Origin of the sequence: uncultured Brevundimonas sp. (assembly GCF_963977465.1) — a bacterium.
GTDB lineage: Bacteria > Pseudomonadota > Alphaproteobacteria > Caulobacterales > Caulobacteraceae > Brevundimonas.
The window spans coordinates 334,648-350,282 of sequence record NZ_CAXBOQ010000004.1 but is presented as its reverse complement, the minus strand read 5'-3'; the positions used below and the strand labels follow the sequence as shown (position 1 = coordinate 350,282).

Annotated in this window: 16 protein-coding genes; 7 read left to right on the top strand and 9 right to left on the bottom strand. The window is 67.5% G+C overall.

The window, feature by feature from the left end:
- Positions 1–4: 4 nt before the first annotated feature.
- The 3 genes from AAC067_RS10810 to AAC067_RS10800 form a co-directional block, all read right to left on the bottom strand.
- Positions 5–568 (bottom strand): DUF3035 domain-containing protein, encoded by a 564-nt coding sequence (locus tag AAC067_RS10810; RefSeq protein ID WP_339932362.1) that lies wholly within the window; start codon positions 566–568, stop codon positions 5–7.
- Between the two features lie 68 nt (positions 569–636).
- Positions 637–1,194 carry a signal peptidase II gene (gene lspA, locus AAC067_RS10805; RefSeq protein WP_339932360.1) on the bottom strand — a complete coding sequence of 186 codons (558 nt, stop codon included), beginning with the start codon at positions 1,192–1,194 and terminating at the stop codon, positions 637–639.
- 129 nt (positions 1,195–1,323) lie between these two features.
- The gene (locus AAC067_RS10800; protein WP_339932358.1) at positions 1,324–1,887 is read right to left on the bottom strand and encodes a superoxide dismutase family protein; all 564 of its coding nucleotides are present in this window, start codon (positions 1,885–1,887) and stop codon (positions 1,324–1,326) included.
- A 124-nt stretch (positions 1,888–2,011) separates the two neighbouring features.
- Between AAC067_RS10800 and gyrA the strand changes: the two genes are divergently transcribed.
- Genes gyrA through AAC067_RS10775 form a run of 5 tightly spaced genes read left to right on the top strand, consistent with a single transcriptional unit; the run spans position 2,012 to position 7,943 of the window.
- Positions 2,012–4,801 (top strand): DNA gyrase subunit A, encoded by a 2,790-nt coding sequence (gene gyrA / locus AAC067_RS10795; RefSeq protein ID WP_339932356.1) that lies wholly within the window; start codon positions 2,012–2,014, stop codon positions 4,799–4,801.
- A gap of 3 nt (positions 4,802–4,804) precedes the next feature.
- A complete protein-coding gene (locus AAC067_RS10790; protein WP_339932354.1) occupies positions 4,805–5,608 on the top strand; it encodes an aminotransferase class IV in 804 nt (267 codons plus the stop codon).
- A 51-nt stretch (positions 5,609–5,659) separates the two neighbouring features.
- Positions 5,660–6,148 carry a pantetheine-phosphate adenylyltransferase gene (gene coaD, locus AAC067_RS10785; protein ID WP_339932352.1) on the top strand — a complete coding sequence of 163 codons (489 nt, stop codon included), beginning with the start codon at positions 5,660–5,662 and terminating at the stop codon, positions 6,146–6,148.
- On the top strand, positions 6,145–7,011 hold the full coding sequence (locus AAC067_RS10780; protein ID WP_339932350.1) for a peptidylprolyl isomerase: 867 nt from the start codon (positions 6,145–6,147) through the stop codon (positions 7,009–7,011). The genes coaD and AAC067_RS10780 overlap by 4 nt, the downstream gene beginning before the upstream one ends.
- A gap of 23 nt (positions 7,012–7,034) precedes the next feature.
- Positions 7,035–7,943 (top strand): peptidylprolyl isomerase, encoded by a 909-nt coding sequence (locus tag AAC067_RS10775; protein ID WP_339932348.1) that lies wholly within the window; start codon positions 7,035–7,037, stop codon positions 7,941–7,943.
- On the opposite strand, the gene AAC067_RS10770 is transcribed toward AAC067_RS10775, so the two are convergent.
- Positions 7,922–9,076, bottom strand: a complete 1,155-nt coding sequence (locus AAC067_RS10770) for a Ppx/GppA phosphatase family protein (RefSeq protein ID WP_339932346.1) — start codon at positions 9,074–9,076, stop codon at positions 7,922–7,924. The genes AAC067_RS10775 and AAC067_RS10770 overlap by 22 nt on opposite strands.
- A 97-nt stretch (positions 9,077–9,173) precedes the next feature.
- On the opposite strand from AAC067_RS10770, the gene hspQ reads away from it, so the two are divergent.
- Together hspQ and phhA are read left to right on the top strand one after the other, a co-directional pair.
- A complete protein-coding gene (gene hspQ, locus AAC067_RS10765; RefSeq protein WP_339932344.1) occupies positions 9,174–9,488 on the top strand; it encodes a heat shock protein HspQ in 315 nt (104 codons plus the stop codon).
- A gap of 84 nt (positions 9,489–9,572) precedes the next feature.
- On the top strand, positions 9,573–10,448 hold the full coding sequence (gene phhA / locus AAC067_RS10760; protein WP_339932342.1) for a phenylalanine 4-monooxygenase: 876 nt from the start codon (positions 9,573–9,575) through the stop codon (positions 10,446–10,448).
- On the opposite strand, the gene AAC067_RS10755 is transcribed toward phhA, so the two are convergent.
- The 5 genes from AAC067_RS10755 to astD form a co-directional block, all read right to left on the bottom strand.
- Entirely contained in the window at positions 10,449–11,726 is a 1,278-nt protein-coding gene (locus AAC067_RS10755; RefSeq protein WP_339932340.1) for an MFS transporter, read from the bottom strand.
- 8 nt (positions 11,727–11,734) lie between these two features.
- Positions 11,735–12,178, bottom strand: coding sequence for a hypothetical protein (locus tag AAC067_RS10750; RefSeq protein WP_339932338.1), 444 nt, complete (start codon positions 12,176–12,178; stop codon positions 11,735–11,737).
- Positions 12,175–12,795 (bottom strand): DUF998 domain-containing protein, encoded by a 621-nt coding sequence (locus tag AAC067_RS10745; RefSeq protein WP_339932336.1) that lies wholly within the window; start codon positions 12,793–12,795, stop codon positions 12,175–12,177. Before AAC067_RS10745 ends, AAC067_RS10750 begins: the two co-directional genes overlap by 4 nt.
- A 65-nt stretch (positions 12,796–12,860) precedes the next feature.
- On the bottom strand, positions 12,861–14,198 hold the full coding sequence (gene astB / locus AAC067_RS10740) for an N-succinylarginine dihydrolase (protein ID WP_339932334.1): 1,338 nt from the start codon (positions 14,196–14,198) through the stop codon (positions 12,861–12,863).
- The gene (gene astD, locus AAC067_RS10735) at positions 14,195–15,613 is read right to left on the bottom strand and encodes a succinylglutamate-semialdehyde dehydrogenase (RefSeq protein WP_339932333.1); all 1,419 of its coding nucleotides are present in this window, start codon (positions 15,611–15,613) and stop codon (positions 14,195–14,197) included. Before astD ends, astB begins: the two co-directional genes overlap by 4 nt.
- Positions 15,614–15,635: the final 22 nt, after the last annotated feature.

The following is a 15,635-nucleotide window of genomic DNA, read 5'->3' as shown; positions in this document are numbered from 1 at the left end:
GATCCTACAGGCCGGGCAGTTTGAAGCCGGCGCGGCGCGGAGCGATGACGATGCGTGCCTCGCTGCCGGTCAGGGCCCGGAGACGTTCGGCCTCGGAGGCGGCGTCGATATTCAGGGCACCGGACGCAGTCTGGCTGACGGTCTCGGTCTGGGTCGCGGGCGAGTCGCTGCGCCAGAACAGCAGGCGGTTGGCGAAGCTCTCTTCCTTGTGGGCCAGATCGCCGAATTCATCGTCGATCACATAGCGGGCCAGCGGGTCGGCACGGTCGGCACCGGCCTGGGCGACGAACATCTGTTCACCGGCGGTGCGGGTCACGGCTTGGCGCTGTCCCAGCAGAATCTGGCGCGCAGCGCTCTCGGGGGCTAGTTCCTGCGGGCGCGGCTGGCCGGGTGCCGGCGGGCGCAGGCCGTATTCCGGCGGCACGGTCAGCGGGGCGGTCGAGACTGTCAGGAAGGCGTCCGGCGTAATCTTGGCCAGGCCGATGCTCTGGCGCATGCCGGTGCAGGCCCCCAGGGACAGGGCCGATACGGCGACGATGGAGATGACGGCGGCACTGCGAATTCGCATGATCAGGGGCTCGGCTCGTTGATCGCGCGTCGGAGACGCGGCTGTGGAACGGCTAGATGGGCGGTTGATTACGACTTTTCAGCGGCTTCGCCAACCGTCGGCTGACGCTCGGACAGCAGGCTGTCGATTATCAGGACCACGACGCCAATGGTGATGGCGCTGTCGGCGACATTGAAAATCCACGGAAACACCCGGTAGCTACCGATCATGACGCCGGAGAAGTCGATGAAATCGACGACGCCGCCGAAGCGGATGCGGTCGATCACATTGCCGACAGCCCCGCCCATGACCAGGCCGATAGCGCTGATCAGCAGGCGACGGTCGGCCTTCAGGGCCCACCAGGCCAGGGCCCCGGCCACCAGGACCGAGAAGACGCTGAGACCCCAGCGGGCGGCTCCACCGCCGAGCAGGCCGAAGCTGACACCGTCATTGAGCACGAAGGTCAGGCGCAGCACCGGCGGGATCAGCGGGATCGAATGGTACGACCACATCTCCCGGTCGATCAGCTGACCGCTCGCGGTCAGCATCTGCATCGCGTCGAGGATCGAGGCCTTGGTCAGCTGGTCGATGACAATGACCACCAGGGCAATGCCGTAGGCGGCGTAGGCGATACGAGGAATTTTCATGCAGGTCGCTTTTGGGATGAGCCCCGGGGTTAGCAGGCGAACGCCCGGTCGCGAAGATCAAATCGTGGCCGGCCGGTCCGCGAACCGCCGCAGACCCCGGGGGCGGGTGTCCCGGGGGGGCGAAGGCTGTCAGCCCGCAGCCATCACGCCACAGGCGACACGGGCACCGGCACCACCGATCGGCTGGCTTTGATGGTCATCTGGTCCGGCGTGGATGACCAGGGCCGAACCGTCGCTGTCCCACAGCCACTGGCCGGGACCGGTGGAGGCGAGGCGGGCGCGGGTCGTAAAGATCTCGGCGTTCACCCGACCGTCGGCGTCGGCGAAGATGCCCGGCAGGTCGCCGTCATCGGGACCGTCCGGGTTCAGCAGGCCGTGCGGCACCGGCGTGGCGTGATTGATATGGCCGCCGGCCGAGGTAAAGGGCGCGTCGCAGCGGCCTGTGGCGTGGATATGGACCCCGTGCCAGCCGGGCGTCAGGCCGGTCGCCTCAATGCGGATCAGCAGGCCGGTCGTCCCCTGGGTCAGGACGGCGCGCCCGATGGTTTCGCCCGCGGAGTTTCGGAGGGTCGCCTCACCGAAATCGCCCATCGCCGAGTGCTCGGCGGGCTGCGGCGCATAGTGGTTTTCGGTCAGGCTGACACAGGCTCCGACGGGGAGCAGGAGGGCAGCGGACAGGAGAATGGCGCGCATCGCAATAATTCCTTTCACAGACGGCTTTCGCAGGCCCGGAAACTTTGCCTCGCGGGGACCTGGATGCTAGAAAACCCTTATAGCGGATCACGTTTCGATTCCGGCCATTTAAAGCCTGATTTCCTTGACCGACGATACCTTTGAGACTGCCGTGCCTCCGTCCGGCGCGGGTGGCGATATCTCGACCATCACGATCGAGGAGGAGCTGAAACGCTCCTACCTCGACTACGCCATGAGCGTGATCGTGTCGCGGGCCCTGCCGGATGCACGTGACGGACTGAAGCCCGTGCACCGCCGTATCCTGTATTCGATGCACGACCTGAACATGACGCCCGAGCGCTCGTATTCGAAATGTGCACGCGTGGTCGGTGACGTGCTGGGCCGCTTCCACCCGCACGGCGACGCCTCGGTCTATATGGCGCTGGTGCGTATGGCGCAGTCCTTCTCGATGGGGCTGATGCTGGTCGACGGCCAGGGCAATTTCGGCTCGGTCGACGGCGATATGCCGGCCTCGATGCGTTACACCGAGGCCAAGATGGCCCCGGCTGCCATGGCGCTGCTGGCCGATATCGACAAGGACACCGTCGATTTCCAGCTGAACTACGACGAGAAGGAGCTGGAGCCGGTCGTCCTGCCGGCGCGGATCCCCAACCTGCTGGTCAATGGCGCGGGCGGCATCGCCGTCGGCATGGCCACCAACATCCCACCGCATAATCTGGGCGAGATCATCGACGCCTGTGTGGCGCTGCTGGACGATCCCGAGGTCACCGACGACGCCCTGCTGGACCTGGTTCCGGGGCCTGACTTCCCGACCGGCGGCGAAATCATGGGTCGCACCGCGCCGCGCAACGCCCTGCGCGAGGGGCGCGGCTCGGTCATCGTGCGCGGCAAGGCCACGGTCGAGACGATCAGGAAAGATCGAGAAGCGATCGTCGTCACCGAGCTGCCGTTCCAGGTCAACAAACAGACCCTGATCGAACGCATCGCCGAAATGGTACGCGAGAAGCGGATCGAGGGCATTTCCGACGTGCGTGACGAGAGCGATCGTCAGGGCATGCGGATGGTGATCGAGCTGAAGCGCGACGCCTCGGGCGACGTGATCCTGAACCAGCTGTGGCGCTATACGGCGATGCAGAGCTCGTTCGGCGTCAACATGCTGGCCCTGAACCACGGTCGTCCCGAGCAGATGGGCCTGCGCAAGATGCTCGAGGTCTTCCTGGATTTCCGGGAAGAGGTCGTGGTCCGCCGCATCAAGTTCGAACTGGCCAAGGCCCGCGACCGCGGTCACGTGCTGGTCGGTCTGGCTGTGGCCGTGGCCAATATCGACGAGGTCATTCACATCATCCGCAGTTCGGCCGATCCGGCCGAGGCGCGCGAACGGCTGCAGTCCAAGCCCTGGCCCGTCGGGGACATGATGGCCCTGATCGAGCTGATCGCCGACCCGCGCTCGATGCTGGTCGAGGGTGACAAGCTGAACCTGACGGACGAACAGGCCCGGGCCATCCTGGCCCTGACCCTGTCACGCCTGACCGGTCTGGGTCGCGACGACATCTTCAGCGAGGCCCGTGGCCTGGCCGAAACCATCAAGGGCCATCTGGAGCTGCTGTCAGATCGCGCCAACATCCTGGCGGTGATCCGCGCCGACCTGCTGGCGGTTCGTGCCGAGTTCGCGGTGCCGCGCCGCACCGAGATCGGCGACGGGGACTTCGAGCTGGAAGATGAGGACCTGATCCCGCGCGAGGACATGGTCGTGACCGTGACCCACGGCGGCTACGTCAAGCGGGTGGCGCTGAACGCCTACCGGACCCAGCATCGCGGCGGCAAGGGCAAGTCGGGCATGACGATGAAGGACGAGGACGCCATCGTCGGCGTGTTCTCGGCCTCGACCCATACGCCGGTGCTGTTCTTCGCCACCAACGGCAAGGCCTACAAGCTGAAGACGTGGCGTCTGCCGTTGGGCGGGCCGACCTCGCGCGGCAAGGCCTTCGTCAATCTGCTGCCGATCGAGCCGGGCGACAGCATCATGAATGTGCTGCCCCTGCCTGAGGACGAGGCCGACTGGGGCAATTACGACATCATGTTTGCCACCCGCTCGGGTGACGTGCGGCGCAACAAGCTCAGCGATTTTGCCACGGTCAATCGCGCCGGCAAGATCGCGATGAAGCTGGAAGAGGGTGACCACATGGTTGGCGTCGCCCTGTGCACGGCCGATGACGATGTCATGCTGACCACCGCCCTGGGCCGGGCCATCCGCTTCAAGGCCGACGATGTGCGCGTGTTCAAGGGTCGGGATTCCACCGGCGTGCGCGGCGTGCGTCTCAAGGCCGGCGACCAGGTCATCTCGATGGCCGTGCTGGGCCGGGTCGACGCCACGCCGGACGAGCGGGCCGCCTATGTCAAACACGCCACGGCGATGCGTCGCGCGGCGGGTGACGGCGACGACGAGACCACGGTGGTCGAGGTGGACGACGAGGACGAGGGCAGCGGCGACACCGCCCTGTCGATCGAGCGGATCGCCGAACTGGGCGCGGCCGAGGAGTTCATTCTGACCGTGACCGAGACCGGCTTCGGCAAGCGGTCGTCGGCCTATGAATACCGGCGCACCGGTCGAGGCGGTCAGGGGCTGATCGCCCACGGTCTGGGCGGACGCGCAGGCGACCGTCTGGCGGCTTCCTTCCCGGTCGAGGACGGCGACGACCTGTTGCTGGTCACCTCGGGCGGTCAGATGATCCGCACGCCGGTCAGCCAGGTCCGTACCGTCGGCCGCACCAGCCAGGGGGTGACCATCTTCCGCACCGCCGAGGGTGAGCGGGTCGTGTCGGTCGAGCGACTGGCCGAGGTCGAGGGCGACGGCGATGAGGACATCGACATTGATGTGGACGGCGAGGACGACGTTGAGGGCGGCGACGCCTGATCCATGGTCCCGGACAGCGTGATCCTGGTCGACGGAGCGCCGGTCACCGAGGCCGAGCTGACCTATCTCGCCCTGGTCAACTATGGGGCCTACACCTCCTTTCGAGTGGAGGGCGGTGCTGTGCGGGGGCTGGACCTGCATCTGGCGCGGCTTGAGGCCTCGGCCATCGACCTGTTTGGCGAGTCGCCGGGCGAGGCGCGGCTGCGGGAACTGATGCGTCACGCCGTCGCCGACCGCGACGACTGCTGGCTGCGGGTCAGTCTGTTTTCACCGGAAATTCGGCCGCGTGACGCGGGCTGGCACGGCTGTCCCCGGGTAATGACCGCCGTCTTTCCACCGCCGCCGCCGCTGGGCGAGGCGTTGCGGGTTCTGCCCGTGACCTACGGGCGCGAGGCCGCCCATCTGAAACACACGGCCGGCTTCGGCCTGATGAGAGCGCGCCGGACTGCGGCGGCGGCCGGGTTCGACGACGCCCTGTTCGTCGGCGAGCAGGGGCAAATCGCCGAAGGCACCTTGTGGAACATCGGCTTCATTCGCGGGGAGACGGTGGTCTGGCCGCAGGCTCCGATGCTGGCGGGCGTGGCGCAGGCACTGATCGGGCGCGGCCTTGAGTCTGTCGGACTGAACGTCGTCAGCGAGCCTATGCGGCTGCTGGACCTCGGCGGGTTCGAGGCGGCCTTCCTGTGCAACAGCGCCACGCCCGCCTGCGCCATCACGGCGATCGGAACGGAGACCTTTGCCGGGGCGGACGCGATGATCGCGCGGCTGCAGCAGGCTTGGCGGTCAAACCCGCGTCAGCCGATCTAGGCCCGGCCGCGGGTGGCTGCTAGACCTGTCGACAGCAGCGGAGAAAACGCCATGCGTATCGGGCTTTACCCCGGAACATTCGATCCGGTGACCAACGGCCACATGGACATCATCGGCCGGGCCGTGAAGCTGGTGGACCGGCTGGTCATCGGCGTGGCCCAGAATGATGACAAGGGGCCGCTGTTCACCACCGCCGAACGGGTCGAGATGGTGCGCGCCGAGGTGGTCGGGATCGACGCCGACATCGTGGTCGAGCCGTTTTCGACCCTGCTGATGCATTTTGCCGAGAGCCTCGGGGCCCAGATGATCGTGCGCGGCCTGCGCGCCGTCGCCGACTTCGAGTACGAGTTCCAGATGACCGCGATGAACCAGCGTCTCAATGCCGACATCGAGACCGTGTTTCTGATGGCGGACCCGCGCCACCAGGCCGTGGCCTCGCGTCTGGTCAAGGAGATCGCCCGTCTGGACGGTGCGATCGACAGTTTTGTAAGCCCGTCGGTCGCCGAACAGGTCCGGGCCAAGGTCAAGGGACACGCATGAGCAAACCTATCGGAATTCTGGCGGCGACCGCTGCTGCCGTCGCGTTATTGACGGGGGCGGGCCTGGCCGCGGCACAGACCCCGGCGGCGAGCGACTGGCGCATGATCGCGCCGGAGAACCTGCTGGTCATCGACACGACCAAAGGGCGGGTACTGGTCGAGCTGGAGCCGCGCATGGCCCCGAATCATGTCGGGCGGATCCGGACGCTGGCCGATCAGGGTTTCTATGACGGCATCGTCTTCCACCGGGTGATCGCGGGCTTCATGGCCCAGACCGGGGACCCTACCGGGACCGGGATGAACGGCAGCGAGCTGCCGGACCTCGCCGGAGAGTTCAATTTCCGTCGCGGCGCTGACAGCGGTTTCGTCGCCATTCCGAACAGTGGCGAGGGCCTGCGCGGCATCTTCGGTTCCATGCCGGTGGTGACCCAGCCCGACGCCCAGATGTTCGTCACCGCGGACTTCAAGACCGCCGCCAACGGCCTGTTCTGTCCGGCGGTGGCCGGGATGGCGCGCTCGTCCGGCGCGAACAGCGCCAACAGCCAGTTCTTCCTGATGATGGATGAAAACGACAGCCTCAACAGCCTGTACACGACCTTCGGTCGGGTGGTTGTCGGTCTGGATGTGGTCAAGGCGTTGAAGACCGGCCCTGAGGCGACAGATGGCCAGGTCACCGACTCGCCGGATTCGATGACGCGGGTCCGCACGGCGGCGGCCCTGCCGGAGGGAGAACGCCCGGCGGTCCGGGTGTTGTTGCCCACGTCGGCGGCGTTTCAGGCCGAAGTCGAGCGGGTGCGCGCGGCGCGCGGGGTCCGTTTCAGCATCTGTGATTTGCAACCAGCCGCCGAACTGATCGACGGCTGAACATGTCCGCGGGAGGGGCGACCATGAGACGAGCGACTGCGATTCTGGCCGGACTGGCTGTCTGCGCCGGGGCCGGAATGGTCCAGGCCCAGGACGTCGGCGGGACACCGCCGGCGGTGGCTTCCCCAACTACAGCCGATGTTGTCACGGAATGGCGTACCGTTCCGGCGGCGAACCTGCTGATCATTGACACCAACCGGGGCCGGATCCTGCTCGAGATGGCACCGGAGCTTGCGCCCCTGCATGTCGAGCGAATCCGGCTGCTGGCGCGCGCGGGCTTTTTTGACGGCCTGACCTGGCATCGGGTGATCGACTGGTTCATGGCCCAGACCGGAGACCCGCTGGGCAATGGCGAGGGCCAGAGCCCCTATCCGGACCTGGCGGCCGAGTTCACCTTCCGTCGTGATGCGTCCGTACCCTTTACCGCGGTCGCCGCGCCCGCCGGGGCCCTGATCGGCTTCGTCCATTCCCTGCCGGTCCAGACCCAGCCGGATGCGGCCATGGCCCTGACCGGCGACGGCAAGGTGCACGGCTGGGGTCTGTACTGCCCGGGCGTGGCCGGCATGGCCCGCGACGAGGGCAATGACACGGCCAACAGCCAGTTCTTCCTGATGCGCCAGGCCTATCCGGCGCTCGACAAGCGTTACACGGTCTGGGGCACGGTGGTGTCCGGGCTGGACGTGGTCCGGGCGCTGAAGTCGGGTGAGGGCGACAACGGCATGGTCACGGAACCGGACCGAATGACCCGGGTCCGGATCGCTTCCGATCTGCCCGAGGTCGGGCGTCCGGTGGTGCGGGTGCTGAATACGGAGTCCGCTGGATTCCGGACCCTGGCCGACCAGGTGCGACAGGCGCGGGGTGCCGATTTCTCGGTCTGCGACATCACCCTGCCGGTTGATGTCTCCCAGGCTCAGGTCGTCGCCGGCGGCTGAGGCCGGCTACGGCCCCGGTTGCGGCGACGCCGGGACGGGCGACGATCCTCACGCATGCGCTGCAGCAGCAGGCCCTCACGCAGGCCGCGATCAGCCACCCGTACCCGTTCGCACGGCCAGGCCCGCTGGACCGCAGCCATGATGGCGGCTCCGGCCAGCACCAGGTCGGCCCTGTCCGGCCCGATACAGGCCTCGGCCGCGCGGCCGGCCCGGCCCAGACGCTGCAGGGTTTCGGTCGCCTGCTCGCAGTCGTCGCGCGACATCCAAAGGCCGTCGACCAGGCTGCGCTGGTAGCGGTCGAGACCGAGATGAATGCCCGCCAGGCTGGTGATGGCCCCCGAGGTGCCGACCATATGGGCCCGGCCGCCGGTAAACAGTGCGTGCAGACCGGGGTCGACGTCCGCCTGAGACAGAGCGACGCCCATGTCGACGACCATGGTCTCAAACCAGTGGTCGAGGCCGGACGCGGGTTCGGGATGGCGCTCGGCCAGGGTGACGACACCGATCGGGGCCGACATCCAGCCTACTGTGCGGAAGCGGCCGTCCTCGCGCCGTAGCCATGACAGTTCGGTGGACCCGCCCCCGACATCGACGACCAGAATGGCCTCGGCCTTGGAATCAAACAGATTGAGACAGCCCTCGACCGCCAGCCGGGCTTCCTCGACCGGATCAATGATGCGCAGGTGCAGGCCGGTGCCGACCCGGACACGTTCGATGAAGGCCAGACCATTGTCGGCCTCCCGGCAGGCGTGGGTGGCGACGGCGGACAGCCGGGTGGACTCCAGACCTTTGCGGGCGACCCGCTCGGCGCACAGGTTCAGCGCCTGATAGGCCCGTTCCATCGCGTCGTCGTCCAGCCGGCCGGTCCGCGACAGACCATCGCCGAGGCGGACGATGCGGCTGAAGGAATCGACCACATGGAAACCGTCACGCGACGGCCTCGCGATCAATAGCCGGCAATTGTTGGTCCCCAGGTCGAGCGCGCCATAGAGCGGCGCATCCCGGCCTGTTGCCCCGTGACCTTCAGGCCTTCGGGGCCGGGACCGGTCGTCGCGCCGTGCGGGCGCGCCGTCGATCTCCGGCATGGCCGAACTTTCAAATGGGCGGTCCAGAACGGCGCCCGTCCCGGTCATCGTAGTCCGGGGGAGTCGTCAGTGCCAAGCCAAACTGTCGCGAATATGAACAGGGACACGGGCATCCCGCTCAGGGGCGGGGGCGCAGGATGGGGCCATGATGAGTATCCAGACTGCCAAATTTGGCCTCGGCCAGATCGTCCGTCACCGCGACAATGCCTTTCGTGGCGTGGTCGTTGACGTCGACGCGACCTATGCTGGCCCGGCCGATGAGCCGAGCGCGGCCCAGGCAAACGAGCCCTTCTACCAAGTCTACGCCATCGGGGATGACAGTGGTTTCGTCGTCTACGCCGCCGAGGCCATGCTGGAAGCGGACGATGAGCTTGCTCGCCTGCCACCGGCTGACCAGGCGCGGATATTTCGCGTCGACGCCCGTGGCCACATGGCCCCGCGGACGCATCAGATTCATTGACCGCGCCGGTGACTGATGACGCCAACGGAGTGAAGGACTAGACTGGCTTCAGCCGTCGTCAGAGTTCAGTGCAGGAGCGCGTCCATGTCCGATTTCGAGCACGTCTTTGAGGCCCCGCCCGAAGGGGCAGCGGCCGACTGGACCATTCCCCAGGACTGGGACGCCTATACGGCTGTCGAGCACGGCACCTGGGACACCCTGTATGCGCGGCAGATGAAGGTCCTGCCGGGCCGGGCCTGCGATGTGTTCATGCAGGGGCTCAAGGCGCTGGACCTGAACACCGGTGGCATTCCCGATTTCGCGGTGATGAATCCCAAGCTGCAGGCTCTGACCGGCTGGACCGTGGTGTGCGTGCCGGGCCTTGTGCCGGACGAGGTCTTCTTTGACCACCTGGCCAACCGGCGCTTCCCGTCAGGCCAGTTCATCCGCAAGCCGGATCAGCTGGACTATCTGCAGGAACCCGACATCTTCCACGACGTGTTCGGCCATGTGCCGATGCTGAGTGACCCGGACTTCGCCGCCTATATGGAAGCCTACGGCAAGGGCGGACAGCGCGCCGCCGGAATGGGCATGCTGCCGAACCTGGCGCGCCTGTACTGGTACACGGTCGAGTTCGGCTTGATGCAGGACACCGACGGTTTGCGCATTTATGGCGCGGGGATCGTCTCTTCGGCGACCGAGAGTGTCTTTGCCCTTGAAGACCCATCGCCCAACCGGCTCGGTTTCGACCTCGAGCGGGTCATGAAGACCCTCTACCGGATCGACGATTTCCAGCAGGTCTATTTCGTCATCGACTCGATCGAGGCGCTGAAGGCCGAAACCCTGAAGGATTTCGGCCCCATCTATCAGCGGCTGAAGGGAGCGGAGGACATCGCCATCGACGCCATCCTGCCAGAGGATCAGCTCTTCACCCGTGGCACCCAGGCCTATGCGGCGCGGGGCGGGCGTTTCGCCGCCTGATCAATCCGCGTGGACGATCAGACTGGCCTTGCGGGTGTCGCGCATGAAGATGAAGACCAGCAGGGACACGCCGATCATGCCGGTGACGTACCAGTAAAAGGCGCTCTCCAGACCGATGTCCTTGAACCACAGGGCGGCGTATTCGGCAGTGCCGCCGAATACGGCATTGGCGATCGCATAGGGCAGGGCCACGCCGAGGGCCCGGATGTGGGCCGGGAACAGTTCGGCCTTCACCACGGCATTGATGGCGGTGTAGCCGCTGACAATGACCAGGGCGCTCATCGACAGGGCGAAGGCGACCAGCGGACTCTGGGCCGTCGACAGGGCGGTCATGATCGGCACGGTGAACAGCACCCCGCCGACGCCGAAGGCGATCATCACCGGGCGCCGGCCGATGCGGTCCGACAGGGCCCCGACCGCCGGCTGCAGCAGCATGAAGACGAACAGGGCGGCGGCGCTGATCTCGGTTGCCGTGGCCTTGCTGAAGCCGCTCGTGTTGACGAGGAATTTCTGCAGGTAGGTGGTGTAGGTATAGAAGGCCAGCGTGCCACCGGCGGTCAGGCCCAGCACCAGCAGGGCTTCCTTCGGGTGTCTCAGCACCAGCAGCAGGGCGCTGGATTTCGGTGTTTCGGCGGTGTCGGTGGCGATGAAGGCTTGGGTCTCGTCCAGCCGGCGGCGCAGCCAGAACACGATGACCGCCAGGGCTGCCCCGACGAAGAAGGGCACGCGCCAGCCCCAGGCGGCCAGCTGGTCGGGGGTCAGGGTCTTCTGCAGGCCGATCAGCAGCATCAGGGCCAGCAGCTGGCCCGAGATCAGGGTGACGTACTGGAAGCTGGACCAGAAACCGCGGTGTTTAGCCGTGGCCATCTCCGACAGATAGGTGGCCGAGGAGCCGTATTCGCCGCCGACGCTGAGGCCCTGGATCATTCGCGCCAGCAGCAGCAGGGCCGGAGCCCCCAGGCCGATGGTGGCATAGCCGGGGGTGCAGGCGATGATCAGGCTGCCGGTGCACATCAGGCTGACCGACAGGGTCAGCCCGGCCTTGCGTCCGCGCCGGTCGGCATAGATGCCCATTATCCAGGCCCCGATCGGCCGCATCAGGAAGCCGACGGCAAACACGGCCGCCGCCTTCAGCAGGGTCGCCGTGTCGTCACCCTCGGGGAAGAAGACCGGGGCGAAATAGAGGGCAAAGGCCGAATAGGCGAACCAGTCAAACCATTCGACCAGATTGCCGGCCGAACCGCCGATGATGTTGCGCAGGCGGCGGGCAGGAGTCATGGCGACGCTCATCGGCGGGGGGCCAGGGTGGGCCAGCCGGTCCAGGTCCCGAACGCATAGGCGACGCCATAGACGAGCACAATCAACGAGCTCCACAGCACGAAGGGCTCGACTGCGCCCCTGTTGATCACCAGCGCCGGGATCAACACCAGTCCGCGCAGCAGGTAGATGGCGGAGATCACGATCAGTCCGGTACGCAGTAACGGCAGTCGGGGGAGAAGGCCCGCGCCGGAAAAGGCGTAGGCCGCCCAGATGGCGAGGACCGCGGCGATCCCCAGCGTGATCAGGGTTGGTGTTATTGAGCCCTGTTCGGCCAGGGTGGCCATGCCTTCACCCGCGCCGAAGAACCGGTACCAGGCGGGACCGCCGATGATGCAGGCGATATGCAGCAGCGCGGCGGCGACGCTCAACAGGCCGCCGGCGACGAGCGCGGGATTGCGGGCCCGGGTCATGCGACCTCTCCACCGTGCGGGCGGGCCAGTAGCCGCATCGCCACGGCCAGGGCGAAGACGGCCAGGGCGATCTCGACGACCCGCTGGGCTGCGCCATACCATTCGAAACCGGGGTGCAGCAGCCAGATGGCGGCGGCGGCGGGGATGCCGCAGGCTAGACCCAGCGGATACAGAATGCGGTCCCGGGGCCAGCGGCGCGCGGCCAGGGCGATCAGGCTTACCCCGGCGATCCCGGCCAGATAGCCGATCCCGCCGAACACATCGTGCAGCACGGCGGACGGGGTCGGGTCGGTCAGGCTGCACTCGAAGGCACAGGGAAAGACCCCGCCGAACATCAGGCCCACGCCGTTGAGGGCGCTGAGGCCGAATCCGGCCGTGGACAGCAGGGAGCGCGGAAACAGGCCGATGCACAGCAGCCAGAACAGCGTCAGCAACACGCCCGAGACGATGAAGCCTGCGCTGACCGCCGGACCGGTCACGACGCCGGTCGCGCCCATCTCACTGATGAATTGGGTCAGGTGGTCATAGTCGGGATAGACCAGCCCCCCGGCCACGGTCAGCACCACAAGGATCAGGACGCTGAGGAGGGCGCAGCCGAAGGCCAGATTTCTGATCACGCTGGAATTCCCCCGTCCCGGTGCGGTGACGCTAGCCGGGTTTCAGCGGCCCGCCAAATCGCGCATCAGCCGCGCTGGAACGGATAGAAGCCGGCCCCCAGGTCGAGGATGCCGGTCAGCTCATCCAGCGCGGCGCGGCTTTCGATCAGCAGTTGCGGATCGGCAAGGTCGGCGGGGCGCAGGGCCTCGCGGTACCAGCGTCCGGCCCAGGTCGACAGGCGGGCGTGCAGGGCGTCGGTCAGCCGCATGGCCGGATTGGCCGCGGCCTGTTCGGCCTCGGTCAGCACCACACGCAGGCGCAGGCAGGCTGGGCCGCCGCCGTTGCGCATAGACTGACGCACATCGACATAGCGAACCGACCCGATCGGGCCGTTGGAGGCGGCCAGAGCCTCGGCCACCGCGTGACTGCGCGGGTTGTCGCGGGTCTCGGTCGGGCAGATCAGGGTCAGTCGATCCTCGCCGGGAATCTGCACCAGCATGGAGTTGAACAGATAGCTGGAGATGGCGTCGGCCAGCGGCAGGTCGGCGTTGGAGACTTCAACGAACTGCGGCTCGAACAGGCCGTCGGCGGCGGCGCGGATCGCGGCCTTGGTGCCCGCCGTGTCCTCAAAGGCCAGTTCGTGGAAGAACAGGGTGTCCAGCGCCCCGACGCAGACCACGTCATTGTGGAAGGTGCCGCCGGCGATGGCAGCGCGCGACTGGCGCGGGAAGACCGGCCGGGCGGCCTGATGGCGGCGGGCAATGGCCTGACTGGCCTCATGCGTCTGGCGCGCCGGAAAGGCGTCGGCCCACGGCTCGAAGGCCTCGCGACCCCAGACCAGCAGATTGACCCCGGGCGCGCCATGCTCGGCGCACAGGCGGACGTGGTTGGCGGCCCCCTCGTCCGCCAGATGGGCCACGGCGGGCAGGGCGTCATGGACCGCGAACCGGGCTGGGTCGGGGAACAGGGCGTCCAGCGCCCGTTTGGTCTGCTGGTGCTCCAGCGAGCGGTGCAGGTTGGTGTGCAGATTGGCCGGGGTGAAATGGACCCGGCCGTCGGCGGCGTCGGCGCTGGGCGTCACGGTCGCGGCATTGGCGGCCCACATCGGTGAGGCTGAACAGGCGGCGGCGGCGAACGACGGCGCCGTCTCCCATGCAGCCTCCAGCACGGAGGCGTCGCTGCCGGTGAAGCCGAGGCTGCGCAGGAAGGCGATGTCGGGCCGTTCGTGCGGCGGCAGGACGTATTGCGGCAGGCCGAGGTCGGCCAGGGTCTTCATCTTGTCGAGCCCCTGCAGCACCGCCGCGCGCGGGTTCGAGGCCTCGCCCTTGTTCAGGCTGGAGGCCAGATTGCCGGGGCTCAGGCCCGCATAGGAATGAGTCGGACCGATCAAGCCGTCGGCATTGGCTTCGACGGCGTGTGTCACCCGCGCAGGCCCTTGATCTCACCCTCGATGTTCCTGACCGCCCCGGCCTCGAAACTGGCAACCGGATAGGCGCAGTAGTCGGCGGCGTAGTAGGCGCTGGGGCGGTGGTTGCCGCTGGCCCCCAGGCCGCCGAACGGCATGTTGCCGGCGGCCCCGGTGGTCGGGCGGTTGAAATTCACAACGCCCGCGCGGATGCGGCGGATGAAATGGTCCCAGTTGGCCGGGTTGTCGCTGACCAGACCGGCGCTGAGGCCGTAGCGGGTGGCGTTGGCCTCGGCGATGGCGGCGTCGAAACTGGCGGCGCGGGTCACCGACAGGAAGGGGGCGAACATCTCCTCGTCCGGCACGGTCACGCCGGTGACCTCGATGATGGCCGGTTTGACGAAGGCCCCCGGCAGATTGTCGACCGGGCCCGAGGCGCGGATGACCCTGGCCCCGGCGGCGATGCGTTGCTGCAGGGCGGACAGGGCGGCCTCGGCGGCCTTGGGCGAGATCAGCGGGCCGCCATAGGGTTCGGACGGGCTGTTCCACGGGGCGAAGACCAGCCGGTCGACCAGGGCGGCGACGGCCTCGATGATGGCGTCGCCCTGCGGGCCCTCGGGCACGATCAGGCGGCGGGCGCATGAACAGCGCTGGCCGGTGGTGATGAATGCCGACTGGACCACGATCCCGGCCACGGCCTCGGCGTCAGCCGCGTCCCAGACCACCAGCGGATTGTTGCCGCCCAGTTCGAGGGCGAGGATCACGTGCGGATCCTCGGCGAATTTGCGCCGGAAATGCGCGCCCGCCGCGCCCGAGCCGGTGAACATCAGCGCGTCGATCGGCTGGTCCAGCAGGGCCGCGCCGGTGTCGCGCGCGCCCTGGATCAGGTTGAATACGCCGGTCGGCAGGTCGGCCTCGGCCAGGCATTCGGCCATCAGCTGGCCGGTGTGCGGCGTTTCTTCCGACGGTTTGAACACCACAGTGTCACCGGCCAGCAGGGCCGGGACGATATGGCCGTTGGGCAGGTGGCCGGGGAAGTTGAACGGGCCGAGTACCGCAGCGACGCCGTGCGGCCGGTGGCGCAGGGTGGCGGTGCCGAACGGGGTCTCGGCCGTGCGTTCACCGGTGCGTTCGTCATAGGCCTTGATCGACAGGTCGACCTTGCCGGCCATCGAGCCCAGTTCGGCGGTGGTCTCCCACAGGGCCTTGCCGGTCTCGCGGCTGATGGCCTCGGCCATGGCCGGGGCCCGGGCCTTCAGCGCCGTCTGATAGCGTTTGACCGCATCGATCCGGTCCTGACGCGGGCGGTCGGCCCAGTCGGGGAAGGCGGTCCGGGCCGCGCTCACGGCGGCGGCGACCTGTTCACCGGTGGCGGCGGGGCCTTCCCAGACGGTGTCGCCGGTGGCGGGATCGATCGAGGTGAAACGGGTCATGGGACTGCTCATTTTTCTGGGG

Coding starts and splice junctions, on each gene's coding strand:
- AAC067_RS10780 (WP_339932350.1), top strand. CDS start 6,145: ATGAGCAAACCTATCGGAATTCTGGCGGCGACCGCTGCTGCCGTCGCG.
- AAC067_RS10775 (WP_339932348.1), top strand. CDS start 7,035: ATGAGACGAGCGACTGCGATTCTGGCCGGACTGGCTGTCTGCGCCGGG.
- AAC067_RS10810 (WP_339932362.1), bottom strand. CDS start 568: ATGCGAATTCGCAGTGCCGCCGTCATCTCCATCGTCGCCGTATCGGCC.
- AAC067_RS10750 (WP_339932338.1), bottom strand. CDS start 12,178: ATGACCCGGGCCCGCAATCCCGCGCTCGTCGCCGGCGGCCTGTTGAGC.
- astD (WP_339932333.1), bottom strand. CDS start 15,613: ATGACCCGTTTCACCTCGATCGATCCCGCCACCGGCGACACCGTCTGG.
- lspA (WP_339932360.1), bottom strand. CDS start 1,194: ATGAAAATTCCTCGTATCGCCTACGCCGCCTACGGCATTGCCCTGGTG.
- hspQ (WP_339932344.1), top strand. CDS start 9,174: ATGATGAGTATCCAGACTGCCAAATTTGGCCTCGGCCAGATCGTCCGT.
- phhA (WP_339932342.1), top strand. CDS start 9,573: ATGTCCGATTTCGAGCACGTCTTTGAGGCCCCGCCCGAAGGGGCAGCG.
- AAC067_RS10790 (WP_339932354.1), top strand. CDS start 4,805: ATGGTCCCGGACAGCGTGATCCTGGTCGACGGAGCGCCGGTCACCGAG.
- AAC067_RS10755 (WP_339932340.1), bottom strand. CDS start 11,726: ATGACTCCTGCCCGCCGCCTGCGCAACATCATCGGCGGTTCGGCCGGC.
- coaD (WP_339932352.1), top strand. CDS start 5,660: ATGCGTATCGGGCTTTACCCCGGAACATTCGATCCGGTGACCAACGGC.
- AAC067_RS10770 (WP_339932346.1), bottom strand. CDS start 9,076: ATGACCGGGACGGGCGCCGTTCTGGACCGCCCATTTGAAAGTTCGGCC.
- AAC067_RS10800 (WP_339932358.1), bottom strand. CDS start 1,887: ATGCGCGCCATTCTCCTGTCCGCTGCCCTCCTGCTCCCCGTCGGAGCC.